Source organism: Dechloromonas sp. ZY10, from assembly GCF_041378895.1.
In the GTDB taxonomy this organism is placed as follows: Bacteria; Pseudomonadota; Gammaproteobacteria; order Burkholderiales; family Rhodocyclaceae; genus Azonexus; species Azonexus aquae.
Genome location: NZ_CP144212.1, coordinates 2,250,813 through 2,276,569 on the forward strand (window position 1 = coordinate 2,250,813; position 25,757 = coordinate 2,276,569).

The following is a 25,757-nucleotide window of genomic DNA, read 5'->3' on the forward strand; positions in this document are numbered from 1 at the left end:
CACGACAATTTGGCGGACGCTATAAAGTCGCCCGCACAAGCATTTTGGCTACTTTTATTACTTTTCCTGGGACACACCAACATGAACAAGACTGAACTGATCGACCAGATCGCCACTTCCGCCGAAATTTCCAAGGCTGCCGCTGCCCGCGCCCTCGACGCTACGGTAGAAGCCGTCAAGACCGCGCTGAAGAACGGCGACACGGTCAACCTGATCGGTTTCGGCACGTTCTACGTTGGCGAGCGTGCTGCCCGTACCGGTCGCAATCCGCGCACCGGCAAGACCCTCGAAATCAAAGCGGCCAAGTCGCCCAAGTTCCGCGCTGGCAAGGGCCTCAAGGACGCCATCAACTAAGTCCAGTAGGCGGAGCCTTGCTCCCGTTAGCGCAGGCAGACCGCAAAGCCGGTCCGGTGCCCAGCCAGAAACCCGCCGCATACCGGCGGGTTTTTATTTTATGCCATACCTGCCACGGTCAACGGGGCAAAACATGGGATTTTCCCCTTGCTACCAGCCTCCTGGCGGCAGCACACGTGTATACTCGCAGCCGTCAAAACTAGCAAAAACAACATTAGGGAGAGCCGAGGATGCACCATTTTCGATCATGGCCGCACCGCATCGCGTTCTTGGCGGCCCTATGCTTGTTGCCGCTCCCCATCCTGAGCCAGGAGACCCGGCCGCTCAGCCGTAGCCAGACGCTGTACCTGCCAATTTATTCCCACATGTTTTACGGAAATATCGGCAAAAGCGGAAAACCTTCGCATACCCTTCTTTCAGCCTTGGTCAGCATTCGCAACACCGACCCCAAGGCGGGATTGCGTATTCGCTCGGCACGCTATTACGACACCCACGGAAAGCTGCTCGGAGAGCGAGTTCCTGCAGTCACCAGCATTCCGCCCCTGGGAACCCTGGAGTTGTTTGTTGAACTCAACGATGCCTCGGGTGGCTCTGGGGCCAACTTCATCATCAAATGGGATGCCGACCAGTTGATCAATCCACCGCTGGTTGAATCACTGCACGCCAACCTCGACGGCGGCAAGGCAATCGTATTCACCACTCAGGCCACACCGATCAACGACTGAAGCCCGAAGCCAACGTGTCCTCACAAAAAGCCGTCCAGACCGGCTACATCGTTCGTCTGCTCTACATCGCGCTGGTTGCGCTGGTCGCCGTGCACATCCTTGGAACTGTAGGTTACATGTGGCTGACCGAACACAAATATTCCTGGTTCGACTGCTTTTACATGACCTTCATCACCGTCGCCACCATCGGCTTCGGGGAAATCATCGACATGACCAGCAACGAACCGGCACGGATGTTCACCGTCTTCATCGGCATCCTCGGTGCCGGCAATCTGTCGCTGTTATTTTCAGTGGTCACGGTAGCGCTGCTCGAAACCGACCTCAACGGCAATCTGCGGAGAAAAAGAATGGAAAAGACGATCAGGAAGCTCAAGGGCCATTACATCCTGTGCGGCTTTGGCCGGGTTGGCCGCAACATCAGCCACGAACTCGAAGCCACCAACCGGCACTTTGTCTCAATCGATGAAGACGAGAACAAGTTGCTCGACTACCGCGAAAAAACCCCCGGTTTTCTCTATCTGCACGCAGATGCCAGCGACGACGATGTTCTTCTCGCCGCCGGCATCGAAGACGCCAAAGGAGTCTTCGCAGTAACTGGCGATGACTCCCGCAACCTGATGATCGTGATTACCGCCCGCCAGCTCAAACCTGACGTCCGCATCGTTGCCCGCTGCCAGGAAACCCGGAATATCGAAAAGATGCGCAAGGCTGGCGCGGACGCGATCGTCTCGCCGAACTTTACCGGCGGCATGCGCATCGCCTCGGCCATGATCCGGCCGCATGTCGTTTCCTTTCTCGATGAAATGCTCAAATCGGAAAAAAACCTGCGCGTTGAGGAAATTGCCATTCCTGCCGGTTTTATTCCCAAGCCTCTTGGCTCGCTGCAACTGCGCAGTGCAAACTACGTCCTGCTCGCCGTCCGCGAACGCAATGGCAGCTGGCAGTTCAACCCGGCTACCGAATGCCTGCTCAAGCCCGGCTACACCTTGATCGCCATGGCTACACCGCTCGGCCGCCAGGAAATCGAGGCAGCGCTGATCGAAATGCTGGGGTAACACCAACCCGAGCAGCAGCATTAAATGACGGTGCGCTTGTTCGGCTCAAACCCTTCGTGTAGCATAAAAGTCTAGACGCCAACATGTCGGGGGCACTTGTCCGGCACTGCGGTAGACCTGCCTAGGGCATCGCCCGCCATGCCAGGAGCAACGATGCGCCCTCCCCACTTCCGGTTTCAGCACTGGATCATGCTGATGACAACCGCGCTGGTCGTCACACTATCGGCAACCTATTTATTCACGGTCTTCGGCAAATTCACTGCCATGTCCGAGCGCGATGCCCAAGCTCGCTTCGCCCTGATTTCGCAGCGTGCAGCCGCCGAGATTGCAAACCTGATCGCCAATGCCAGTCGCCTGGTACAAACCCAGCGGGCCCTATCCCCTACCCCACTGTTTTCCGATGCAACACCAGAGCAACATCCGCAAACCCGGTTGCTCTTTTCAGCACTGGCTGCCGACCAACATGTCTATGGAATATTTTACGGCACCACCGACAATGCCTTTGTCCAGGCCATCGCATTACGTGACGATCAGCGCCTGAGCTCAGCCCTCAAGGCACCCACAGGCACACACTATGCGTTGCGAAGAATCGGAAGCTCGCAATACGGCCACGGACGACAGGAGGAATGGCGCTTCATTGATGCCGGAGGGCACTTGCTTGCGACCGAACATCGCCCCAGCACCTATGCTCCCAGTACCCGCCCTTGGTTTCGGCAAGCACTGGAGCGGCCAGGTACGGCGATGACCAGCCCCTACCTCTTTGCTTCGACTGGCGAACTCGGAATCACCCTGTCCACAGCACTTGCCGAGCCAGGAAAAATCATTGCCACTGACATCAAACTGAGTACCCTGGAGAACTTTCTCGGCCAACTGACACTCACCCCGCAGGCAGCCATCCTGATGCTTGATTCAGATGACCGGATCATTGCCTTCCAGCACCGGGGCGAACACTATGCCGGACTCAATTTTGCCCCCTTGCAATCCCTGCGTACTCTCCAGCATCCATTGACCTCGGCTCTAGCTGCGCTCGACGGTAAACTCGCGGGAACCAGCCTGCAACAACTAGCCGTAGGACCTGGCCGTTACGAGGAGTTCGTCATCGCTACCCAGCATGTGGAACCGATTCCCGGAACCCGCTTCAAGGTGCTTGCGCTTGCGCCGATGAGCGACTTCACTGGCCCGATCGAAGCGGCACGGATTGATGTCATGCTGGTCTCATTGCTTTTGCTTGCCCTGTTGCTACCGCTGTCCATGTTCGGCTCACGACGCCTAGTCAGCGCACTGGGGCAAATGGCCCGCAACTCAGAAAGTATCAAGCGCCTCGAGTTTGAAGATACCCAACCTGCAACTCCACATACTTTCATCTACGAAATCAATGCCCTGGGAGAGGCCCAGGAGGTGATGCACCGCTCAATCAAAGAGCGCACACAGGAACTCAAGTTATCGCAGCAAAAACTCAAGCTGCTGGTCGACAACGGGCTATTGATGTCACGTGAAACCGAGATGGACAAGTTGCTGCGCGAAATTCTCGAAGGTGGCACCCTGCTAACTCACTGCCAGGCTGGCAGCCTGCTGCTGCCGACAGATCACGACACCCTGTGCTTTGCCATACGCACCAATCGAGAGCCACTGCCCGAAACCGAGATTCCCCTTTATGAAACCGGCACTACCACCCCCAAAGCCGGCTACATCTCAGTTCACTCCTATCTCAACAACCAGACGGTCAACATCGACGATATTTATCAGGAGACTGCATTTGACCTGTCCGGCACTCGTGCATTCAGCGAATCCAGCGAGTTGTCTGTCAAGTCGCTATTGACCGTACCACTGTCGCCGCGAAGCGGCGAAGTAATCGGCGTTCTGCAGCTTATCAACGCGCAGAACCGGCAAAGCGGAGAAATCATTCCTTTCGATGCAGAATCGATCCGTTTTGTTGAAGCCCTAGCCGCTCAGGCTGCCGTCGCACTCGACAACCGCAATTTGTTCGCTGCCCAGAACCGGCTAATGGACTCGATGATTCGCATCATTGCCGGTGCAATCGATGCCAAGAGCCCCTACACCGGCGGCCATTGCGAGCGGGTGCCCGAACTTGCCCAAATGCTTGCCGAAGAGGCAACTGCCAGCAGCAGCGGCAGCCTGGCTAACTTTGCCTTCACCACCGAGGATGAGTGGCGCGAATTCAGGATCGGAGCTTGGCTCCACGACTGCGGCAAGGTAACCACGCCCGAATACGTGGTGGATAAAGCGACCAAGCTGGAAACCATTCACAACCGGATTCACGAAATTCGTACCCGTTTCGAAGTACTGCTCCGCGATGCACGCATCCGGCAACTTCAGGAGGAGGCATCTGGCGTCCCCTCGTTCGTTGCCGCAGCCCATTTCGAGGCGGAAAAAGCCGGCCTTGAGTCCGACTTTGCCTTTATTGCCGAGTGTAACCTGGGCAGTGAGTTCATGGCTCCCGAGAAAATCCGACGTCTTCGGGAAATCGGAGGGCGAGTCTGGCTACGCCATTTCGATGACCGGCTAGGGCTCTCGCAGCAGGAAGGGCTACGCCGCGGCGAGCAAGCCATGCCGCTCCCCGCCAGCGAACAATTGCTCGCCGACCAGCCCTGGCACATCCTGCCGCGCACCGACTGGCGGCCATTTGATGACAAATACGGATTCCAGATCGAAGTACCGCCCCATCTTTACCACTTTGGTGAATTGCACAACCTATCGATCTCCCGCGGCACGCTAACCGCCGAAGAGCGCTTCAAAATCAATGAACACATCATTCAGACCATCGTGATGCTGGAGAACCTTCCGTTCCCCAAACACCTCAGGCGCGTTCCCGAATATGCAGGAACCCACCACGAAACCCTGAATGGCAACGGCTATCCCCGCCACCTGAATGCCGAACAACTCTCGATCCCGGCACGAATCATGGCCATCGCCGATATCTTCGAAGCCTTGACGGCATCGGACAGGCCCTACAAAAAAGCCAAGACCCTGTCAGAAGCCATTCACATCCTTTACGGCTTCAAGAAGGATCAACACATCGATAGCGAATTGTTTGACTTGTTCCTGACCTCGGGCATTTACCTGCGCTATGCGGAACGTTTCCTGCGCCCGGAACAAATCGACCCGGTCGACATCAGCATTTATCTGGAACCCTACCCCCAAAACCCTAAACCTAGCCCCGGTTCCCGGATTCCGATGCTCGACAGTTTGCGTGCGACATTTGCCGGCGCTGCCGCTTAAAGGCCCAGCATACCGACATTCTCCCCCTGGAGCCTAATCGGAAATATCGCTCCAGCGCCGGGGTGGGGATTCCTGGACAAGATCGCCATTCACCTCGGTTGCCAGCAGCCAGGGACGGGCGATCAGTTCGGCCTCGTACTCGATCGCAGCCCGCTCTGCAGGGGGTAGATCGTCGAGCAATTCGTCTGTGGTCATGTGTTCCAGCATGGCACCCTCCTGCTTGAGCGACGTTGACTCGGGCTTTGAGTCGCGCCGGCAAAAAAAGTTTTATTAACCAAGCGACCTCAACGCTGCGCGCTGTGCTGCATCCGGGTTATATTTCGCCCCCTTCGCCGTTTTGTTGCTGCCCCGCCATGCCCTTGCCGATCATCGACCCTGCCCAGTACGACGCCCAGCTTGCCGCCAAGGTTGCCCGTTTCAAGGCTGATTTCGCGCCTTACGCACTGCCCGAGCCGAACGTCCTCGCCTCGGCCCCCAGCCATTACCGGCTACGCGCCGAATTCCGCATCTGGCACCATCGCGACGACCAGGGCAGCGAAGACCTCGATTACGCGATGTTCGACCCGGACAATCCCAAGCGGCCGATCCTGATGGCCGACTACCCGGTCGCCTGTGCCGCGATCTGCGCCCTGATGCCGCGCCTGAAAACGGCGGTACTGGCGCAGGAAATCCTGCACAAACGCTTCTACGCAGTGGAATTTCTCGCCACGCTGGCCGGTGACCTGCTGGTGACGATGATCTACCACAAGAAGCTCGACGCCGACTGGGAAGCCGCCGCCCGCGCGCTGGCCGAGCAACTCGGTGTCGGCATCCTGGGCCGCAGCCGGGGACAGAAGCTGATCCTTGACCGCGACTGGGTGCAGGAAGAACTGGAAGTCGACGGGCAGTTGCTGCGCTACCGCCAGCTCGAAGGCGGCTTCACTCAGCCCAACGGCGGCGTCAACCGGCAGATGCTAGCCTGGGCCCGCCATCAGGCCGGCGAAGTCGCTGCCGCGCGCCAGGCTGGTGATGGCAACGACCTGCTCGAACTATATTGCGGCAACGGCAACTTCACCGTCGCGCTGGCGCCACTGTTCGAGCGCGTGCTGGCCACCGAAATGGCCAAGACCTCGGTCCATGCGGCGCAGCACAACCTGGCTGACAACGGTATCGCCAATACCGCACTGGTTCGCCTCGCCAGCGAGGAAGTCAGCGCTGCGCTGGCCGGCCGCGAGAGCTTCCAGCGACTGAAGGACATCGACCTCGCCAGCTACCGCTTCTCGACCCTGTTCGTTGACCCGCCGCGCAGTGGTCTTGACCCGGCAACGCTGGAATTGGCGGCCGGCTTCGAGCACATTCTCTACATCTCGTGCAATCCGCAGACCTTGCTCGCCAACGTCGCCGCGCTGCACGCCAGCCATCAGATTGTTGCTGCTGCGGCCTTCGACCAGTTTCCCTATACCCACCACCTGGAATGCGGGCTGCTGCTCAAGCGGCGCTGAAATGAAAATTGCCGGTATTCACGGTCGACCGTGAATACCGGCAAAAATCGCTAGACCGGCGAAGATCAGGCGCGGCGGACGCCGACCACACCTTCGACTTCGTGAATCAGCGCCAGGGTCCGCTGCAACTGCTTGAGGTTGGGCACCTCGACGGTAAAGCTCATGTGCGCCTTACCCTGCTTGGACTGGGTATTGACCCCGACGACGTTGATCTTTTCGCGGGTGAAGATTTCAGAAATATCGCGCAACAGGCCCTGGCGGTCGTGCGCATCGACCACGATGTCACTGGCGAAAACGCCGGTGGTCTGCTCGCCCCATTCGGTCTCGATCACCCGCTCCGGATGCAGCGCCGCCAGGTTGGCGAAGTTCGGGCAGTCGGCACGGTGAATCGAAATCCCCTTGCCCCGGGTGATGAAGCCGTGGATTTCGTCTGGCGGCGCCGGCTTGCAGCAGCGTGCCAGCTGGGTCAGCAGCTTGTCGACGCCGACAATCAGGATGCCCTGATTGCCATCGACCGGCCGGCTCGGCCGGGTCTGCACCGCATCTGGCGCCTGCGCTTCGGCCAGCGGGTCGGCACCACGCGCCACTGCCTGAAACTGACGCTGGCTCAGTTCACCACGAGCGGCGGCGATATACAGGTCGTCAGCCCGGGCAAAACCCAGCTTGTGCGCCAAGTCCTCGATGTTGGCGCCGCTCTGGCCGGCACGCTGCAACTCCTTGGCCACCGCGTTGCGGCCTTCGGCCAGGGTTTCCTCCAGCGCCAGACTGGCAAACCAGGCACGCACCTTGGTCCGTGCGCTCTTGGTATGGATGTAACCGAGGGTTGGATTCAACCAGTCGCGCGATGGGCCACCGGTTTTGGCCGTAGTGATCTCGACCGTTTCACCGGTTTCCAGCGCGGTATTGAGCGGCACCAGCTGGCCATTGACCTTGGCGCCACGACAGCGGTGACCGAGGTCGGTATGGACGCGATAGGCAAAATCGACCGGCGTCGAACCGACCGGCAGGTCGACCACCCGCCCCTGCGGAGTCATCACGTAAATGGTTTCGTCGAGCGCCGCCTGTTTGTAATGGGTCACCCAGTCGGAACTGTCAGCGACCTCGTTTTTCCAGGTCAGCAGCTGGCGCAACCAGGCGATTTTCTCGTCGTAGCTATCCTCGCCGGCCCGCTTGTGGCCTTCCTTGTAGCGCCAGTGGGCGGCAACGCCGAGCTCGGCGTGCTGGTGCATTTCCCAGGTGCGGATCTGGATTTCCAGGCTGCGCCCGTCGGGGCAGCGCACCGCCGTGTGCAGCGAACGGTAATGGTTGCCCTTGGGGTTGGAGATGTAGTCGTCGAACTCCTTGGGGATCGGCAGCCACAGGTTGTGCACGATGCCAAGCGCGGCGTAGCAGTCCTTGACGTCGTCGACGATCACACGCAAGGCACGGACATCATAGACCTCGCTGAAATCAACGCCCTTTTTGCGCATCTTGTTCCAGATGCTGTAGATATGCTTGGGGCGGCCGTAGATTTCCGCTTTGGTAATCCCGGCCTGCGCCAGTTCGCTGCGCACGCGGGCCACCGCGTCGGTAATGAATTGCTCGCGTTCGCTGCGCTTCTCGTCGAGCATGCGCGCGATTTTCTTGTAGGTCTCGGGATGGATGAAGCGGAAGGACAGATCCTCCAGCTCCCACTTCAGTTCCCAGACACCGAGGCGATTGGCCAGCGGCGAGTAGAGTTCCAGCGTCTCGCGCGCCACCTGCACGCGCAGGTCGTCGGGGTTGGCGGCATAGAAGCGCAGGGTCTGGGTGCGGCTGGCCAGGCGCAGCAGCACGACGCGGATGTCCTCGACCATCGCCAGCAGCATCTTGCGCAGCACTTCAACCTGCGCCTTCATCTCGGCCGGATTGACGTCGCCGCCTTCGAGATTGGCCGCGACAAACCCTTTGGTGATCGGACGCAAGCGATTAAGCCGCGAAATCCCGCCGACCAGATGCGCCGCCGGCTTGCCGAAGCGCTCCTCGATCAGCGCCTGAGCATGCTCGACGTGCGAGGGAATGGCAAAGAGAACGGCCGCGATCCGCGATTCGACGTCGAGCCTGAGGCCGGCAATGATCACCGACATACCCAGCGCGTGCGACCAGATGCGCTCGCCACTGCCCAGGGTCTGGTCACCATAGACCTCCCAGGCATATTCCACGGCCGCACGCAGCGTGGCCGCCTCCTCGTCGCCCAAGCCGGACGACAGCGTTTTCAGGAACTGTTCGAAGTCGCTCTGCGCAGCGACCGAATGGACGACGGAAACCATCTAGGGATTATACCGTCTGACCTTGCCCGTCGCCGTCGGGCATAATCGCAAAAATGCAGAATACTTCGCCAAATCCGTTTTTCCGCCATTTCGCCAACCCCTACCTGCTGCTGACCCTGACTGCACTGTTCTGGTCCGGCAACATGGTGCTCGGGCGCGGCATCCGCGCCGACATTCCGCCGCTGACCCTGGCTTTCTGGCGCTGGGCGATTGCCTTCCTGCTGGTCCTGCCGCTGGCGCTGCCGCACCTCAAGAGCCAGTGGCCACAGCTCAAGGCCGGCTGGAAGCCGCTGATCGTCCTTGGCCTGCTCGGCGTCGGCGGCTACAACACCTTTGCCTACCTGGCGCTGCAACACACCACGGCGACCAATGCGACCCTGCTCAACTCCTTCATCCCGGTCGCCACCATCGCCATTTCCTGGCTCTTCCTCGGCAAGCGCCTGAGCGGCGGTCAGGCGCTTGGGGTCGGCATCTCGCTGGCCGGTGCGCTGACCATCGTCGCCCGTGGTCAGCTTGATGTGCTGTTGCACCTGCAACTCAACATTGGCGACGTCTGGATGCTAGTCGCCGTGCTTGACTGGGCGATCTATACCGTCGCCCTCGCCTGGCGCCCGGCCGGGGTACATCCGATGCTGATGCTGGCGAGTTCGATCGCCATCGGTCTCTGCGCGCTGATCCCGGCCTGGCTGTGGGAGATGGGCCACCTTGGCGGCCCCGGGCTACACATGAACGTGCATACCGGCTCGCTGCTGGCGCTGGCCTATGTCGGCATTTTCCCCAGCTTCATCGGCTACATCTTCTACAACCGGGGCGTGGCCGAAGTCGGTGCCAACAAGGGCAGCCTGTTCATCCACCTGATGCCGGTGTTCGGCACCCTGCTCTCCTTCCTGATCCTCGGCGAAGTCCCGCTGTGGTACCACTACGCGGGGATCGCGCTGATCTTCGCCGGCATCGGCCTGACGATGAAGAAGTGATGGGCCTCTTCGACTGGTTCAAACCGAAGCCGCCGCCGGCGATCCCGGCGGCGCTATGGCAGCGGACGCTGGCCCGCTACGATTTTCTCGCCGCACTCACGGTCGACGAGCAAAAACGTCTGAAAACCCTGGCTGAGGAATTCCTCGCCAGCAAGGAATTCACCACTGGCGGCGGCCTGGTACTCAGCGACGAAATCTGCGTCACGATTGCCGCGCAAGGCTGCCTGCCGATTCTTCAACTCGGCCTCTCGGCCTACGCCGGCTGGGTCGGGATCATCGTCTATCCCGACGAATTCGTCGTCGCGCGGGCGCTCCACGACGACGACGGCATCGTCCACGAATACGACGACGTGCTCGCTGGCGAAGCCTGGGCTGGCGGCCCGCTGATCCTCTCCTGGCGGGACGTGCAACTGGCCGGACAACACACCGGCAACGACGAAGGCGGCGCCGGCTACAACGTGGTGATCCACGAATTCGCGCACAAGCTCGACATGTTGAATGGCGAAGTCGACGGCATCCCGGCGCTGCACTCGGGCCTCGACGAAGCGACCTGGGACACGGTCTTCCTCGCCGCCTTCGACGACTTCTGCCGACGCGTGGACGGCGGCGAAGAGACGATCATCGACCCCTATGCGGCAAGCGAGGAAGGGGAATTCTTCGCCGTCTTCAGCGAAGCCTTCTTTTTGCTTCCGGCGGTGGTCGACCGTGAATATCCCGAGTTGTACGCGCTGCTTTGCCGCTACTACCGGCAGGACCCGCTGAGCCGCTCGGCAAAACCGACAATCGCCGCCAGCACCGCCGCCTCCTGATCGCGCTGCGGCGAATGGCCGCAAGCCGGCAGCTTGAGCACTTCAGCATCCGGCACCACGGCGCCGATCACCTCGATCTGGCGCATCGTCGCGTACTCGTCGTCCTCGCCCTGCAAGGCCAGCACCGGACAGGCGATCCGGGGCAAATAATCCTCGATGTTCCAGTCACGGAATTCGGGCGCCAGCCAGGTGTCGTTCCAGTCGTGAAAGACGCGCACCGGATCGCGGTGATAACGCGCCAATTTGTCACGCCAGTCGCTTTTCTGCCAGACCTCGCGGGCCGCGCGAATCCCGGCCAGCGTGATTTCCTCGACGAACTCGTGCGGCGCCATCGCCACCAGCCCAACCACCCGTTCGGGATGCGCGCCGGCGCAGATCAGCGCGATGCTGCCGCCGTCGCTGTGGCCGACCAGCAGCGGCCGCTCGATACCGAGCGCGGCGAGAAAGGCCGGCAACATCTGCTCGCCTTCGTGGTGCATGTAGCGCGGCGTACGCGGCTCGGGATAAGCGTCGGAGCCGCCATAGCCAGCGCGCGAAAACACCACCACCCGCGCACCGCTGGCCGCGGCCAGCTTTTGCGGAAAATCGCGCCACATCGCCACCGAGCCCAGCCCCTCGTGGAGCAGGACCAGCGGCGGCAGATCGTTGCGGGTGGCGGGAAAATCGCGATATTCAAGCCTGAGGCCAAGCACTTCTACCTGCTGCATCTGCATCTCTGTTCTCTGATCAATCAATGTTTTTGAAATTATTTCAAGCCGCCAGCAAAAAATCGCGGACCAGCGCGATCTGTGCCGCATCCATGAACATCGGCGCATGCCCGACCCCGGCCACCTCGGCCAGTTGCGCGCATGGGCCGACTTCGCCCATGCGCTGCCAGGTCGCCCGCGTCAGCAGGTCGGATTCGGCGCCGCGAATCACCAGCGTCGGGCAGGCAATTGCCTGATACACCGGCCACAGGTCGATATCCTGCTCGCCACAGGCCGCCCGGAACGGTGCGGCAATCGCCGGATCATAGCGGAAGCCCCAGCGCCCGTCTGTCCGCTGGGCGACACTGGTTTCGGTCAAAAAGTGCCAGTCGGCATCACTCAGCGGGCCAAACGGCGCGCTGATCGCCCGCACATAACGCTCGGCTTCGGCCAGCGTCACCCAGGTCGGATCGTTCCCGACGTATTCGCCGATCCGCTTAAGCGATTCCTGAGTAATCAGGGGGCCGACGTCATTCAGCACCAGCCTACGCAACGGGGCGCCCGGCTGCGCCGCCAGTGCCATGCCGATCAGCCCACCCATCGAGGTGCCGACCCAATCGACCGCCTCGACGTCGAGGCGGGCAAGCAGGGTCACCATATCGGCCACATACTGCGGAATCGCATAGCCGGCCGGGTCGCGCAGACGGCCGCTGCAACCGCGCCCGACCACGTCCGGGCAGATCACCCGGTAATGCCCGGCCAGCGCCGCCGCCAGTCGGTCGAAATCGCGGGCATTGCGGGTCAGTCCATGGACGCAGACAACAACCCGTGGATTGTCATGCGCGCCCCACTCGTTATAGGCCATCCGGTGCAAACCGGACGGGCTCAGGCACTGCACCGTACGTTGAACGTAAGCCATGTCTCGCTCCCCTTTGTCATTAATGATCTGATGTCCTGCCAATTTATCACTGCCGCAACGGCAAAAACCGTGATTTCCACGGTCGACCGTAACAAGGGGCAAAAAATCGCCAGCGCCGCGTAAGCCGCTATAATTGCCGACCGCCATCCAACCAGACCCTGCCCGTGTCCGACCGTCTTGCCGTTCTGCCCCAATACCTGCTTCCGAAACAAGCGCTGACCACTCTTGCCGGCCGGTTCGCCCGCGCCGAAGCCGGTACCCTGACCACCCGAGCGATCCGCTGGTTCGTCGGACGTTACGGGGTGAACATGGCGGAGGCTGCCAACCCGGATATCGCCAGCTACAAAAGCTTCAACGAGTTCTTCACCCGGCCGTTGCGGGCCGACGCCCGACCGCTGGCAACCGCTGATTTCGTCTGCCCGGTCGATGGCGCGATCAGCCAGTTCGGGCCGATTGCCCGCGACCAGATTTTCCAGGCCAAGGGCCACAGCTACTCGACTACCGCGCTGGTTGGCGGCGACCGCGAACTGGCGGGACAATTTGCCGACGGCGAATTTGCCACCATCTACCTCAGCCCGCGCGACTACCACCGGATCCACATGCCTTGCGCCGGCCGCCTGCGGCGGATGATTCACGTGCCGGGCGAACTCTTTTCGGTCAATCCGACCACCGCCCGTGGCGTGCCCGGGCTGTTTGCCCGTAACGAGCGTGTCGTCTGCGTTTTCGATTCGGCGCACGGCCCCTTCGTTCTTGCGCTGGTCGGTGCCACCATTGTCGGCAGCATGGCCACCGTCTGGCATGGCGTGGTCAACCCGCCCCGCCCCGGCCGCCTGCGCGAATGGCGTTACGACGGAGAACAGGCGATCGAACTGCAGCAAGGCGAGGAAATGGGGCGTTTCCTGCTCGGTTCGACCGTGGTCCTGCTGTTCCCGAAAAACACCCTGGCTTTCAATACCGACTGGGCACCGGCCCGGCCAGTACGGATGGGTGAAGCGATGGCCGCCGGCAGCGGCGACTGAGCCGACTCAATCGGCGGCCAGCACCGGCATCACCCGGTTGCGGCCCGCCTGTTTCGCCGCATAGAGTTGCTTGTCGGCTGCCGCAAGCAGGCCTGACGGCGTCAGTTCGGGACTCAGTGCAGCCACCCCGAAACTGGCAGTCACATCGCCGCCGGGCAAGCCGGCACGACGCCCCAGATCGTCGGCTACCGCCTGACGCAAGCGCCCGGCCACCGCCAGCGCTTCGGCCTGGCCGGTGTGCGGCAGCACAATCACGAACTCCTCACCGCCATAGCGAGCAACCCAATCGATCCGCTCGCGCAGGCAAGCGTCGAGACAGACCTTGAGAGCCTTGAGCACGGCATCGCCGACGGCGTGGCCATAGCGATCGTTGATCCGCTTGAAATGGTCGATATCGCAAAAAATCAGGGCCAGCGCCTGCTGATAACGGCTGGCCCGGTCAAACTCCTCGCCGTAACGCTCGTCGAAATGCCGCCGGTTGAAACACCCGGTCAGGGCATCGGTCCGCGACAGGGTCTCGATTTCTGACAAGGCTTGTTGCAAAGCGGCAGTTCGTTGCGCCACCAGTTCATCAAGATGGCGCACATGCTGGTCGACGGTCTGCTGCATGACCCGGAAGCCATCGACCATCAGATCGATTTCGTCGCGCCGGCGCTGTTCCGCCCGCTCCAGCTGCAAAGGCTGGCGCAGCCGTTCCGGCGTCAAGGTTCCGAGGTAGCGGGCCAGCTGGCGCAAGGGATTTTCCAGGTGGCGGCGGAGGAAAAAACCGACCAGCGTACACACCAGCAGGGTCAGCAGACCATAGGCCAGCAAGGTGCTGAGGACCAGGTAGAACAACTCTTCCTGGAAGGCTGCCGGATCGGCATAGACCTCCAGCTGGCCCAGCCGGTTCAGCGGCCGCCCCGGCTGGGGTACTTCGAAGAGGCTGGGTGCCATCCTTTCCGCCAGCCGTTCATCGCCGGCAATGAAGACCTGCCCGGTCGGTACCGTCAACCGGACCAGACCGATCTCGGGACGCTCGGCCATGGTCTCGATCTGCCACTGCACCGCCTCGCGTTCAATGTCCCACAGCGCCACCGCCAGCAAAGGCACACTGGTCTGGGTGATGGCCCGCAGTTCGTCGGCCAGTTCCCCCTGCACATGACGGTAGGACAACCAGCCCTGCAGCGATCCGACCAGCAACGAAGCCAGTGTCGCCCACAGCCAGATCAGGCGCTTGAGCCGCTCGGCAAGAGGGAAAATGCGTTGTTCTTCCATCACCGCCTCAATCGAGCAACTGCCGGAAACGGAAGTCGTACCGCTTCAGTCGCGGGTTCTTCACCTTGCTGTAACGGGAAAAATCAATACCGGAAAAATCAAGCTCACCAAACCGCCGCTCAAAGCGTTCCGCCAGCCGCGAATCGAACGCGACAAACATCGGCTGCTCCAGTTCCAACCCTTCCTCGGCGGCAAAATCGCGGCCATGGTGGTAGTCGTAAAGCATCACCAGGGCCCAGGCGCCGGCGATGAAATGGCCTCCGGACAAGGCGCTCAGTCGCCCCGAACGAATCCCCTCAAGCGCCTCACGGGAAGTGTTGATGGCGCTGAACAACGCATCCCGACCGGGCTTGCCCCCGCGCTTTTCCCAGGCGTGCATCGCACCGAAAGCCATCTGATCACTACCGGCCCACACCAGGCGCGCCTGCGCATGCCGGGCGAACAGCCATTCCGCCTGCTCCTCCGCCTTCTCCCGCTTCCAGGAGGCAAACACTTCCTGATCGACGCTGACATCACCGGCTTCGCTGACCGCCCGCCGCATCCCCTCGCCCCGCCGGATTGACGAAGGGGTCGAGCGATCGCCGCTAATCACCAGCATGTGCAGACGGCCATCTGCCGCCTTCAGGCCGGCACGCCGACCAGCCTCGATCAGCCAGCGGGCCGTCTGGTAACCCGCATCGTCGGCTCGCGGTTCCAGGCTCCCCAGCCAGTGCCGGTAACGCCCGCGCGGCTGCCCGCTCTGGGCGCGGTCAACCGCTTCGACAATCCCGCTGAAGGCAAGCATGACCTTGATCCCGGAGCCGTCGAACAAACGCAACAACTCCGGTCCGGTACCGTAATCGTTGGAAAAAATCACGTATGTCGGGCGCCTTTCCGGCGGACGGGCAACCAACTCGCGAGCGAGATCAAGCGCCCGCAAATGCTGGCGCTCGGCGTAATGCACTTCAAGCTCGACCCCAAGCCGTTCGGCAGCCGACTGCATGGCCCGGGCTGCAGTCAGCCAATAGACCTCGTCCGACTTGCCCGGATTGATGAAGGCTACCGACATCGCCCAGGATAGCGCCGGAGCACATAACAACACGAGCCAAAGAAGCCGACGCACATCCCCTCCCGATCAAGAAACTGGCCGGACCGCCCGGCTGGCAGGACTATGCCACAGTTCAAGCGCAGTGCTTATTACTTAGGTAATACACTTATGCCAAATATTCAAGGAACAAATAACCCCGTCATCTACTTAATAAATCGTCGATAAATCGCATTTCATGGAGCGAAAAAAATTAACCGATTACGCAAAATCGCCTTATCCTTTAAAGCAAGCCGGACTTAGTCGGCGGATGAATGATCACGACAAGGGAGAAGGTCATGTTCCGTTCGCTTCAATCCCGCCTGCAAGCCTTTGTGATCGGCCTGCTGGCGCTTACTGTCATCACACTGGGCGGCCTGTTCTACCGCCAGTTGCATCAATCCCTGCTGCACGATATCGAAAACGAAGCGCGCAGCGCCAGCAACGGCTATGCCTTTGCCATCAGCGAATGGCTGGCGATCCGCTCTGCGACGATAGCCTCGCTGCGACCGCTGGTCGGACAAGCCGATGCTGCCGGCGAGTTTGCCCGCGCAGCCGAGGCCGGCGGCTTCGATCTGGTTTATGCCGGAACGCCGGACAAGAAAATGGTTTTTTCCAAGCACTCGGAAGTGCCAGCCGGCTACGATCCAACCCAGCGTCCCTGGTATCAGGGAGCGGAGCAAGCCGGCGAAAAAGGCGTTTTTGTCACCAAGCCCTACGTTGATGCCTTTACCGGGCAGCTGATCATCTCGATTGCAGCGGCAGCCCGCAAGGAAGGAAAAACGACCGGGGTTGTCGCCAACGACATGACGATCACCCAGATTGCCAAGGAAATCCTCGGCGTGCGCCTGCCGGGAGAAGGTTACGCCTTCATCCTGCACAAGGACGGCACGGTGCTGGTACACCCGAACAAGGAGGCGATCCTCAAGCCGGTTGCCAGCATCGCCCCCGAGTTGACGCCGGAACGCCAGGCCCGGGCCATTCAGGAAGCGCGGCTGTTCACCATTGCCCGCCAGGACGAAGAACGCCTGATCTATCTCTCGCCGGTGCGCAACAGCGACTGGGTCCTCGGCGTTTCGATGTCGAAAAAGGCTGTGCTGGCGCCGCTCGACCAGTTGCTGCTGACCCTGCTGGGAGTGCTGCTGGCGGTCATCCTGGTTGCTGCGCTACTGGCCAGCGCAGTCACCCGCAAGATGCTCGGAGGACTGCGTCAGATTCGCGACCGGATGCAGGATATTGCCAAGGGTGGCAGTGACCTGACTGTCCGCCTGCAGATCAGCAGCCGCGATGAAATCGGCGATACCGCACAAGCCTTCAACCGTTTTCTCGAACAAACTGGCCAGATGTTCGCGGCCCTGCGCAACGAAGCCAATCAATTGGCCGACGGCGTACAGCGCCTGAACAGCGCAATCGACACCATCGCCGGCGAATCGATGCATCTCTCGGAAACGGCTGGTTCAAATGCCGCATCGATTGAGGAAATCACGGTCGCGGTATCGCACATTGCCGACAATGCCCGCGACGTCGATGGAATGATGCGCGAAACCGCAGCCCTGTCGCGGCGCAGCGTCGGCGAAGTCGGAGCCGCATCGGCGGAGGCAGAACACTCGGTTCAGCAGGTTGAAACCATGGCCCAGATCCTGCACAGCCTCGACACCCGCTCACAAGAGATTCAGGGCATCGTCGATGTGATCAAGGGAATTGCCGACCAGACCAACCTGCTCGCCCTCAATGCCGCCATCGAGGCTGCTCGCGCCGGCGAACAGGGACGCGGCTTTGCCGTAGTCGCCGACGAGGTCAGAAAACTGGCTGAAGGCACGGCCAAGGCGACGGTCGAAATCGCCGGGATGATCGACGCGATCCGCAACGAAACCTCGGCGGCCGGCCAGACTATGGAAGAAACCGTGAGCAGCGTGCGCCGCGGGGTAGAAATCTCGCGCGATGCGGCCACCCGAATTGGCGAAATCGAGCAGAAAATCAACGAAGCAGTCTCCCGGGTTGGCGACATCGCACTGGCCACCGACGAGCAGCGCGATGCCACCACGGCCATGGCCCAGTCCACCGAGGACATCAACAACCGGGTGATGAGTGAAGATGACGCCATCCAGTCCGCCCGCCATGAACTCGGACAACTGGCCAAAACCGCCGAGCAGACCCGCCAGCTGCTCGGGCGTTTCAAACTCTAGCCTGCGGCAGAACCGGCCGGAACGCGACTGGAAGAACCGGGGCGCAGACAGGCTCCACTGCTTTGCCGTCAGCCACCGGAGCCATTGACGGCAAAGCGGGAACAATCCGCGCCCTGGCCGCTAACGCCACCGGCCCGGTTTCGGTCCGCCGCCGGTGCCAGTGCCAGCAGCCGGGGCGCCGGCGGGCTTGGGAAGGATGCTGACAATTAGCCCAAGGCCACGGTCGACCGTGAAAATCGGCCAAAATGGCGGCTTTCCTGTTTTCGCCCGCAATTGCCATGAAGCCTGCCCAGCACCCCAACGCCCTGCGCATCCAGCAACTCCTCGACCAGGCCGGCCTGGCCCGCCAGGTGGTCGAATTCGATCAGCCCACCCGCAGCAGTGCCGAAGCCGCAGCCGCCATCGGCTGCCAGGTCGGCGAAATCGCCAAATCGGTGGTTTTCCGCAGCAAGCCCGATGGGCAGGCAGTGATCGTCGTCGCCAGCGGCGACAACCGGGTTTGCGAAGACAAGGTTGCCTCCCGGCTGGGCTGCAAGCTGGGTCGTGCCAACGCCGATTTTGTTCGCGAAAAGACCGGCTATGTGATCGGCGGCGTCGCCCCGCTCGGCCACGCCGAGCCGCCCCGCCTGCTCCTCGATGCCGACCTGCAGGCCTACGCCACGCTGTGGGCTGCTGCCGGCACGCCCAACTCGGTATTTCCGCTCAGCCCGGATGAACTGGTCCGCATCACCGGCGCGGAATGGGCCGACATCAAGCAGACCAGCACGGCCTGAAGCTCAAGGCCATCCCGCAACATGCGGCCAGCAGCCGGCCGTTTCGACAACCAACCCGTTCCTAGCAAGTCATGCCTCTCAGTTTTCGACGCCCCTCCCTGCCCCTGTTACTCCTCGCTCTCAGCCTGTACCTGCCTCTGGCCGGCCAAGCCAAGGCCGAAGGCACCGCCGCCGACCGTGCAAGCCCTTTGCCAACCATCGGGCAGCTTGACGTTCCACGCTACCTCGGCCGCTGGTACGAAATCGCCCGCCTGCCCAACCGCTTCCAGCAGGCCTGTGTCGGCCAGAGCGAAGCCGATTACGAACAGCAAGCCGACGGCAGCCTGCGCGTAACCAATCGTTGTCCGCTGGCCAGCGGCGAAATCAATCAGGCCGTCGGTCTGGCCCGCCAGATCGGGGCTGCGGACTCGCCCAAACTGCAAGTCCGCTTCGCCCCCGCCTGGCTCTCATTCATTCCCGCAGTCTGGGGCAACTACTGGGTGGTCGACCTCGACCCCGACTATCGCTGGTCGATCGTCAGCGAACCCCGCCGCGAATATCTATGGCTGCTCGCCCGCGAGCCACGGCTCGACGCCGCCCCCCTGAGCCGCCTGCGGCAGCGCCTGCAGGCACTGGGCTTTGACCCGGACGCACTGCGCTACGCGCAGCCGTAAAAAAGGCGGATTCCACGGTCGACCGTGAAATCCGCCATATTTGTCTCTGGCCGGAGGCAAACTGCCGAACAGTCGATTTACCAGGTGAAATCGTCGGGAATCTTGTAGTCAGCGTAGGGATCGTCGGCATCCGGCTCGCTGCTAGGCTTGCTGACCCAGACCACGACGGCCGGGTCACGCTCGGCGATTTTCTCGGCCACCACTTTTGGCACCAGTTCAAAACCCTCGCCCTGCGCGACGATGACCAGCCGCCCGGCGATCAGGTGTGCCTGCACGGCCGGAGAAACCAGCAAGCGTTTGACCTTGTTGTCGTAAGTGAAGTTATAGACGATGTCGCCCTTCCCCTTGTCCTGGCGGCTTTGCTGGATCATTTGCGCGATCTGCGCCTGGAGTTCCTTCTGCCTGGCCAGTGCATCGCGCTGAGCGTTCAGCTCGCGCGCCCGCTCGGCGCTTTTGCGCTGGTTTTCGAGCACCGCCTGACGGACTTCGTCGACCACCTCAACCCCGGTCCGCCGCTCCTGCTTCTTTTGCCGGGTCTTTTCCTGATTCACCTGTTTGACCTTTTTCTGGCTGGTCAGGCCGGCTTTTAACAACTGGTCTTGCAAAGAGGCCATCGTCGCCACTCCATGAATTAAGACGGCACCGGCCCTCAGCGGCCGGCTGCGGGCCGTAAGCTTAACAAATCCGCAGGCGGAGGGCATTCCTGCCGGACTTGCTGCCGCCTGGCGAATGAGCACGGTGAACTAGGCGTATCCCCCCTCCGCCAGCCCCATTGAGGGACGATCAGCGCAAAGAGAAGAAGGCACCTCCACAACCGCTGGCCGCGTTCATGCCCCTCACTGAGGCCGACTCGGGCAATCAGCGCCAGATATTTGAAACCACCCATTGACTTCATCATGTCGATACAACTAAACTTATCGACATGAAAAACGACTACACCCAAACCATCCCCGCCGAGTGGGCGGCGATGTCGAAAATTTTTGTCGCGCTGGGCGATGAGCACCGGCAGCGGATTGTCTTGTTGTTCGAGCGCGGCGAACGGCTGAATGTCGGGCAGATCGCCGAAGTCTCGACGCTGGCGCGGTCGACCGTGTCGCACCACCTCAAGGTCTTGCACGACGCCGGGGTGCTGGCTTCCGAGAAGATCGGCAAGGAGGTGTGGTTCTGGATCAACCGCCCGGCACTCGAAGAAACCTTTGGCAACGTGCTCGATTACGTGAAGGAGAACACCTGATGCTGCGCCAATTCTTACGTCCGGTGCTGCGCGCGCTGGCGCGCCTGCTGTTCCGCGTCGAGCTGCGCTTCCAGGGCAGCGATTTTTCGGCCAGCCGCCTGCTGGTGGTGGCCAACCACGAGTCCTTTCTCGACGGCCTGCTGCTCGGCTTGTTCCTACCGATCGACCCGGTTTTCGTGGTGCATACCGGAATCGCCAACAATGCTTGGTTCCGCCTGCTGCTGTCGCAGGTCGATTACCTGGCGGTCGATCCGACCAGCCCGATGGCGATGAAGAAGGTGATCCGGCTGATCGAGTCCGGACGCCCGGTAGTGATTTTCCCCGAGGGGCGGATCACCCAAACCGGGTCGCTGATGAAGGTCTACGACGGCCCTGCCTTCGTCGCCGCCAAGACCGGAGCAACGGTGCTGCCGGTGCGGCTGGACGGCGCGGCGCGCTCGTATTTCTCGCGCCTGTCGGGCAAGTACCCCAAGGAAATTTGCCCAAAAATCCGGTTGACCGTGTTGCCCCCGGTGCATTTCACCATGCCGGAGGCGGCCACCGCCAAACTGCGCCGCCGCCAGTCGGGCGAACAGATGCGCAAGCTGATGCAGGAGATGATCTTCGCGTCGCGGCCACAGCAGACCTTGTACTCCGCACTGTGCGACGCCGCCGAGATTTTCGGCAAGGGCCGCCGGCTGCTGGAGGACATGAAGCAAATCGAGTATTCGTACAACGACCTGCTCAAGATGGCGCTAATCCTCGGCCGCCAGGTCGAACGGCTAACCCGGCCGGGTGAGAAGGTCGGCCTGCTGCTGCCCAACCTGGTGCCGACCGTCGGCCTGATCTTCGGCCTCGCCGCCCGCCGCCGGGTGCCGGCGATGCTCAACTACACCGCTGGCGCCGATGCGATGCAGGCTGCCTGCACCGCCGCCGAGGTCCGCACCATCGTCACCGCCCGCGCCTTTGTCGAGCAGGCCAAGCTGGCCGACAAACTGGCGGCGCTGCAAGGCGTCGAGCTGGTGTACCTCGAAGACATCCGCGCCCGGATCGGCCTGGCCGACAAGCTGTGGCTGCTGCTGTGGGCGATCCACCGGCCGCGCGCCTTCGAACTGCCGGCCTCGCCGGAAGACGCGGCGGTGGTGTTATTCACCTCCGGTTCCGAAGGCAAGCCCAAGGGCGTGGTGCTGCCGCACCGGGCGATCCTCGCCAACATTGCGCAAATCCGCGCGGTGATCGACTTTTCGGTCGACGACAAGGTGCTCAACGCGCTGCCGATCTTCCACAGTTTCGGCCTCACCGCCGGCGCGCTGCTGCCGATCCTGACCGGCGCCAGCCTCTTCCTCTACCCGTCGCCGCTGCATTACCGGGTAATCCCGGAAGTCGCCTACGACCGCAACTGCACCGTACTCTTCGGCACCTCGACCTTCCTCGCCAACTACGCCAAGTTTGCGCATCCCTACGACTTCTACCGCCTGCGCTACGTCGTCGCCGGTGCCGAAAAGCTGTCGGATGCGGTGCGCAGCCTGTGGTTCGAGAAATTCGGCATCCGCATCTTCGAAGGCTACGGCGCCACCGAAACCGCGCCGGTACTCGCGGTCAACACCCCGATGGCCTATAAAACCGGCACCGTCGGCAACCTGCTGCCGGGCATCGAACACCGGCTGCTGCCGGTGCCGGGGATCGCCCACGGCGGCCTGCTGCATGTGCGTGGCCCGAACGTGATGGCCGGCTACCTCAAGGCCGAACAACCGGGCGTGCTGCAACCGCCAGCCTCCGAACTCGGCGCCGGCTGGTACGAAACCGGCGACGTGGTCGAGATCGACGGCGAAGGCTTCGTCAAGATCGTCGGCCGGGTCAAACGCTTCGCCAAGATCGCCGGTGAAATGGTCAGCCTGGAAGTGGTCGAAAAACTCGCCACCGCCACCGTTCCGGAGAAGCAGCACGCGGTGTCGAGCCAGCCCGATGCGACCAAGGGCGAAGCGCTGGTGCTATTCACCACCGACGCCGCCCTCAGCCGCGAACTGCTCGCCGCCAAGGCCCGCGAACTCGGCCTGCCGGAACTGGCGGTGCCACGCAAAATCCAGCGGGTCGACGCGCTGCCGCTGCTGGGTACCGGCAAGATCGATTATGTGACGCTGAAGCGTCTGGCGGAGGCGGCGTGATGCCCCACGCCAGCCATTCACGGTCAACCCTGAAAAAACCTAAAAACGAGGTCACGCCAGCATGAGCGGACAATTCAGCCTCCTCAAACAACGCCGTTTTGCGCCCTTTTTCGTGACGCAATTTCTCGGCGCCTTCAACGACAACCTGTTCAAGAACGCGCTGGTGGTGCTGCTCACCTTCCAGGCGGCGCAATGGACGACGCTGCCGCCGGAATTGCTGGCCAATCTCGCGGCCGGCATCTTCATCCTGCCCTTCTTCCTGTTTTCAGCAACGGCCGGGCAGCTTGCCGACAAGTACGACAAGGCGCGGCTGGCACGGCTGGTCAAGGTGCTGGAAATGGCGATCATGGGCATTGCCGGCGCCGGTTTTGCGCTGCACTCGCTGCCCGGGCTGTTGCTCGCGCTGTTCCTGCTCGGCCTGCATTCGACGCTATTCGGCCCGGTCAAGTACGCGATCCTGCCGCAGCACCTGCACCCCGACGAGCTGGTCGGCGGCAACGCGCTGATCGAAGCCGGCACCTTCGTCGCGATCCTGATCGGGACGCTGGCCGGCGGCCTGCTTGCCGGTTCGGTCGAGCATCCGGCGTGGATCGCTGCCGGCGGTTTTGTCGTCGCGCTGGCCGGCTACCTGAGCAGCCGCAGTGTGCCGGCCGCGCCACCGCCGGCGCCGGAACTCACGGTCAACCTCAATCCGCTGTCGGAAACCTGGCGCAACATCGCCTTCGCCCGCCAAAACCGCACGGTGTTCCTGTCAATCCTCGGGATTTCCTGGTTCTGGCTGTACGGCGCGCTATTCCTGGCGCAGTTCCCGGTCTACGCCAAGAACGTGCTCGGCGGCAGCGAGAGCGCAGTCACGCTGCTGCTCGCCACCTTCACCATCGGCATCGGCGTCGGTTCGATGCTGTGCGAGCGGATGTCGGGCAAGCACGTCGAAATCGGGCTGGTGCCCTTCGGCTCGATCGGCCTGACGCTATTCGGCCTCGACCTGTGGCTGGCTTCGCCGCAACACCTGGCCGACGCCGGTGCGCACAGCCTGGCAGCACTGCTGGCCGAGCCAGCGGTATGGCGGGTGCTGGGCGACCTGCTGCTGCTCGGCGTCTTCGGCGGTTTTTTCATCGTCCCGCTCTACGCGCTGGTGCAGTTGCGCAGCAGCGAGCAGCACCGGGCGCGGATCATCGCCGCCAACAACATCCTCAACGCGCTGTTCATGGTCGTCGGCGCGCTCGGGGCAGCGGCGCTGCTCGGTGCCGGGCTGTCGATCCCGGCGCTGTTCGCGGTCGCCGCCCTGCTCAACGCCGCCGTCGCGCTCTACATCTACCGGCTGGTCCCGGAATTTCTGCTTCGCTTCGTTGCCTGGCTGCTGGTCAAGGCGGTGTACCGGCTACGCACACAGGGACTCGAACAGATTCCGGCAGAAGGCCCGGCGCTGCTGGTCGTCAACCACGTCAGCTTTGCCGACGCGGTGATCATCATGGGCGCTTCGCCACGACCGATCCGTTTCCTGATGGATCACCGGATTTTCCGGACGCCGCTGCTCGGCTTCGTCTTCCGCCACTGCGGCGCGATCCCGATTGCCCCGGCCAAGGAAGACCCGGCCCTGCTCGAAGCCGCCTTTGCCACCGCTGCCGCCGCGCTGGCCAACGGCGAACTGGTCGGACTGTTCCCGGAAGGCGGGATCACCCGCGACGGCCAGTTGCAGCCCTTCCGCCCCGGCCTGAGCCGGATTCTGGCAACGCAGCCGGTGCCAGTGGTGCCGCTGGCCCTGCGCGGACTGTGGGGCAGCTTCTTCTCGCGGATCGACGGCGCAGCGATGAGAACCCCGTTCCGCCGTGGCTTGTTCTCGCGCATCGAACTGCACGCCGCCCCCACATTGCCGGCCATCGAGGCAACACCGACAGCCCTGCAACAGATCATCGGTGATTTACTGCAGGAGACGACCACCACCGCCACGGGTAGAATCACCGGTTAAGCCCGCAGGCGAATTGGGGCAGCCGGCTCGACATCGCGGCTGCCCGCCCCTCCGCTCCTTGCCCGTCCCATATGCCCACGCACTCCCGCCAGGCCGCCGGTTTTACCCTGATCGAACTGGTCACGGTCATCGTGATTCTCGGAATCCTGTCCGCCTACGCCCTGCCACGCATGGTGCGCCTGTCAAGCGATGCCAAAATCGCCCAGATGCGCTCGTTCGCCGGAGCACTGGCCAGCGGCATCGCGCTAACCCAGGCCAAGTGGATTGCCGCCGGCAAACCCGGTAGCGGGGTCACCCAGAACGACGGCAGCGTGGTGCTGTTCAATCTCGATTACCCGACCACCGCAACGGTCAAAAACGTACTTGCCGCGACCTCCAGCGACCTCTACCCGATGGCCTCCAGCCGCGGCACCTCATTCTGCTATGTCGACGGCAACGGCATGACTGATTGCGCCAGCGCACCGGTGGCAGGAGTCCCGGGCGGTGCCGGCAGTTTCGGCAAGTGCGGCTTCATCTACTATCCGCCGACCGCAAGCAATCCGGCGTTCCGTATCGATACCTCTTACCTGACCAGCAGCAACTGCAACTAAGCGCGCCAGCCAGTTTGGCTGTCGTTCTAGCAGGAGACCGGCCACCTCTGGAAAAAGATGCAGCAACCAGGGGCCATGGCGCGCTACCGGGGCATTGCAGTGAAGAGGGTTATGGCGACGATTGGCGCAGCGATTTGCTGCAGCGCACAACAGAATTTGCTGTTTTACCCGGTTTGTGGGTTACAATGCGCCCCGCAGAAAACAAAAAAGCCCGTTTAATCACGGGCTTAATCGTTTTGGATAGTGGCGGAGAGGAAGGGATTCGAACCCTTGTGCCAGATTTCTCTGACCATCCGATTTCGAGTCGGCGCCGTTATGTCCACTTCGGTACCTCTCCG

22 protein-coding genes and 1 tRNA gene are annotated in these 25,757 nt (G+C 62.0%); 15 read left to right on the plus strand and 8 right to left on the minus strand.

Annotated elements, in window-relative coordinates:
* Window positions 1-81: 81 nt before the first annotated feature.
* The 4 genes from VX159_RS10225 to VX159_RS10240 all read left to right on the plus strand — a co-directional run bounded on the left by VX159_RS10225 (window position 82) and on the right by VX159_RS10240 (window position 5,374).
* On the plus strand, window positions 82-354 hold the full coding sequence (locus VX159_RS10225) for an HU family DNA-binding protein (RefSeq protein WP_371322780.1): 273 nt from the start codon (window positions 82-84) through the stop codon (window positions 352-354).
* A gap of 284 nt (window positions 355-638) precedes the next feature.
* Window positions 639-1,079 (plus strand): DUF3124 domain-containing protein, encoded by a 441-nt coding sequence (locus VX159_RS10230; RefSeq protein WP_371322781.1) that lies wholly within the window; start codon window positions 639-641, stop codon window positions 1,077-1,079.
* Between the two features lie 14 nt (window positions 1,080-1,093).
* Complete coding sequence (locus tag VX159_RS10235; protein WP_371322782.1) at window positions 1,094-2,134, plus strand: TrkA family potassium uptake protein; 1,041 nt, start codon at window positions 1,094-1,096, stop codon at window positions 2,132-2,134.
* Window positions 2,135-2,287: 153 nt separating this feature from the next.
* Window positions 2,288-5,374, plus strand: coding sequence for an HD domain-containing phosphohydrolase (locus VX159_RS10240; protein ID WP_371322783.1), 3,087 nt, complete (start codon window positions 2,288-2,290; stop codon window positions 5,372-5,374).
* 33 nt (window positions 5,375-5,407) lie between these two features.
* Here VX159_RS10240 and VX159_RS10245 read toward each other — a convergent pair whose 3' ends face one another.
* Window positions 5,408-5,581, minus strand: coding sequence for a hypothetical protein (locus tag VX159_RS10245; protein WP_371322784.1), 174 nt, complete (start codon window positions 5,579-5,581; stop codon window positions 5,408-5,410).
* Window positions 5,582-5,727: 146 nt separating this feature from the next.
* On the opposite strand from VX159_RS10245, the gene trmA reads away from it, so the two are divergent.
* Window positions 5,728-6,855 (plus strand): tRNA (uridine(54)-C5)-methyltransferase TrmA, encoded by a 1,128-nt coding sequence (trmA, locus tag VX159_RS10250; protein ID WP_371322785.1) that lies wholly within the window; start codon window positions 5,728-5,730, stop codon window positions 6,853-6,855.
* 65 nt (window positions 6,856-6,920) lie between these two features.
* Here the strand turns inward: trmA and VX159_RS10255 are convergent, their stop codons facing one another.
* A complete protein-coding gene (locus VX159_RS10255) occupies window positions 6,921-9,143 on the minus strand; it encodes a bifunctional (p)ppGpp synthetase/guanosine-3',5'-bis(diphosphate) 3'-pyrophosphohydrolase (protein WP_371322786.1) in 2,223 nt (740 codons plus the stop codon).
* A gap of 53 nt (window positions 9,144-9,196) precedes the next feature.
* Here VX159_RS10255 and VX159_RS10260 point away from each other — a divergent pair, with 53 nt between their 5' ends.
* Both VX159_RS10260 and VX159_RS10265 read left to right on the plus strand, forming a co-directional pair.
* Window positions 9,197-10,117, plus strand: coding sequence for a DMT family transporter (locus VX159_RS10260; protein WP_371322787.1), 921 nt, complete (start codon window positions 9,197-9,199; stop codon window positions 10,115-10,117).
* The gene (locus tag VX159_RS10265; protein WP_371322788.1) at window positions 10,117-10,926 is read left to right on the plus strand and encodes a zinc-dependent peptidase; all 810 of its coding nucleotides are present in this window, start codon (window positions 10,117-10,119) and stop codon (window positions 10,924-10,926) included. The genes VX159_RS10260 and VX159_RS10265 overlap by 1 nt, the downstream gene beginning before the upstream one ends.
* Here VX159_RS10265 and VX159_RS10270 read toward each other — a convergent pair.
* Both VX159_RS10270 and VX159_RS10275 read right to left on the minus strand, forming a co-directional pair.
* On the minus strand, window positions 10,860-11,633 hold the full coding sequence (locus VX159_RS10270; protein WP_371322789.1) for an alpha/beta fold hydrolase: 774 nt from the start codon (window positions 11,631-11,633) through the stop codon (window positions 10,860-10,862). The two genes, VX159_RS10265 and VX159_RS10270, sit on opposite strands and share 67 nt — an antisense overlap.
* Window positions 11,634-11,676: 43 nt before the next feature.
* The gene (locus tag VX159_RS10275) at window positions 11,677-12,531 is read right to left on the minus strand and encodes an alpha/beta fold hydrolase (RefSeq protein WP_371322790.1); all 855 of its coding nucleotides are present in this window, start codon (window positions 12,529-12,531) and stop codon (window positions 11,677-11,679) included.
* Between the two features lie 164 nt (window positions 12,532-12,695).
* Between VX159_RS10275 and asd the strand changes: the two genes are divergently transcribed.
* Window positions 12,696-13,550, plus strand: a complete 855-nt coding sequence (asd, locus tag VX159_RS10280) for an archaetidylserine decarboxylase (protein ID WP_371322791.1) — start codon at window positions 12,696-12,698, stop codon at window positions 13,548-13,550.
* A gap of 6 nt (window positions 13,551-13,556) precedes the next feature.
* Here asd and VX159_RS10285 read toward each other — a convergent pair whose 3' ends face one another.
* Together VX159_RS10285 and VX159_RS10290 are read right to left on the minus strand one after the other, a co-directional pair.
* On the minus strand, window positions 13,557-14,807 hold the full coding sequence (locus VX159_RS10285; protein WP_371322792.1) for a diguanylate cyclase: 1,251 nt from the start codon (window positions 14,805-14,807) through the stop codon (window positions 13,557-13,559).
* Window positions 14,808-14,814: 7 nt separating this feature from the next.
* On the minus strand, window positions 14,815-15,855 hold the full coding sequence (locus VX159_RS10290) for an ABC transporter substrate-binding protein (protein ID WP_371322793.1): 1,041 nt from the start codon (window positions 15,853-15,855) through the stop codon (window positions 14,815-14,817).
* Window positions 15,856-16,169: 314 nt separating this feature from the next.
* Between VX159_RS10290 and VX159_RS10295 the strand changes: the two genes are divergently transcribed.
* From VX159_RS10295 to VX159_RS10305, 3 genes are all read left to right on the plus strand, one after another.
* The gene (locus VX159_RS10295; RefSeq protein ID WP_371322794.1) at window positions 16,170-18,056 is read left to right on the plus strand and encodes a methyl-accepting chemotaxis protein; all 1,887 of its coding nucleotides are present in this window, start codon (window positions 16,170-16,172) and stop codon (window positions 18,054-18,056) included.
* 278 nt (window positions 18,057-18,334) lie between these two features.
* Window positions 18,335-18,829 (plus strand): YbaK/EbsC family protein, encoded by a 495-nt coding sequence (locus tag VX159_RS10300; protein WP_371322795.1) that lies wholly within the window; start codon window positions 18,335-18,337, stop codon window positions 18,827-18,829.
* Between the two features lie 71 nt (window positions 18,830-18,900).
* A complete protein-coding gene (locus VX159_RS10305) occupies window positions 18,901-19,482 on the plus strand; it encodes a lipocalin family protein (RefSeq protein ID WP_371322796.1) in 582 nt (193 codons plus the stop codon).
* A gap of 77 nt (window positions 19,483-19,559) precedes the next feature.
* Here the strand turns inward: VX159_RS10305 and VX159_RS10310 are convergent, their stop codons facing one another.
* Entirely contained in the window at window positions 19,560-20,096 is a 537-nt protein-coding gene (locus tag VX159_RS10310; protein ID WP_371322797.1) for a DUF2058 domain-containing protein, read from the minus strand.
* 308 nt (window positions 20,097-20,404) lie between these two features.
* Between VX159_RS10310 and VX159_RS10315 the strand changes: the two genes are divergently transcribed.
* The 4 genes from VX159_RS10315 (at window position 20,405) to VX159_RS10330 (ending at window position 25,419) form a co-directional block, all read left to right on the plus strand.
* Window positions 20,405-20,716 carry an ArsR/SmtB family transcription factor gene (locus VX159_RS10315; RefSeq protein WP_371322798.1) on the plus strand — a complete coding sequence of 104 codons (312 nt, stop codon included), beginning with the start codon at window positions 20,405-20,407 and terminating at the stop codon, window positions 20,714-20,716.
* On the plus strand, window positions 20,716-22,860 hold the full coding sequence (aas, locus tag VX159_RS10320) for a bifunctional acyl-ACP--phospholipid O-acyltransferase/long-chain-fatty-acid--ACP ligase (protein WP_371322799.1): 2,145 nt from the start codon (window positions 20,716-20,718) through the stop codon (window positions 22,858-22,860). Before VX159_RS10315 ends, aas begins: the two co-directional genes overlap by 1 nt.
* A gap of 61 nt (window positions 22,861-22,921) precedes the next feature.
* Window positions 22,922-24,829 carry an MFS transporter gene (locus VX159_RS10325; RefSeq protein ID WP_371322800.1) on the plus strand — a complete coding sequence of 636 codons (1,908 nt, stop codon included), beginning with the start codon at window positions 22,922-22,924 and terminating at the stop codon, window positions 24,827-24,829.
* Between the two features lie 71 nt (window positions 24,830-24,900).
* A complete protein-coding gene (locus VX159_RS10330) occupies window positions 24,901-25,419 on the plus strand; it encodes a Tfp pilus assembly protein FimT/FimU (RefSeq protein ID WP_371322801.1) in 519 nt (172 codons plus the stop codon).
* A gap of 244 nt (window positions 25,420-25,663) precedes the next feature.
* On the opposite strand, the gene VX159_RS10335 is transcribed toward VX159_RS10330, so the two are convergent.
* Window positions 25,664-25,756: transfer RNA gene (locus tag VX159_RS10335), tRNA-Ser, on the minus strand.
* Between the last annotated feature and the right edge of the window lies 1 nt (window position 25,757).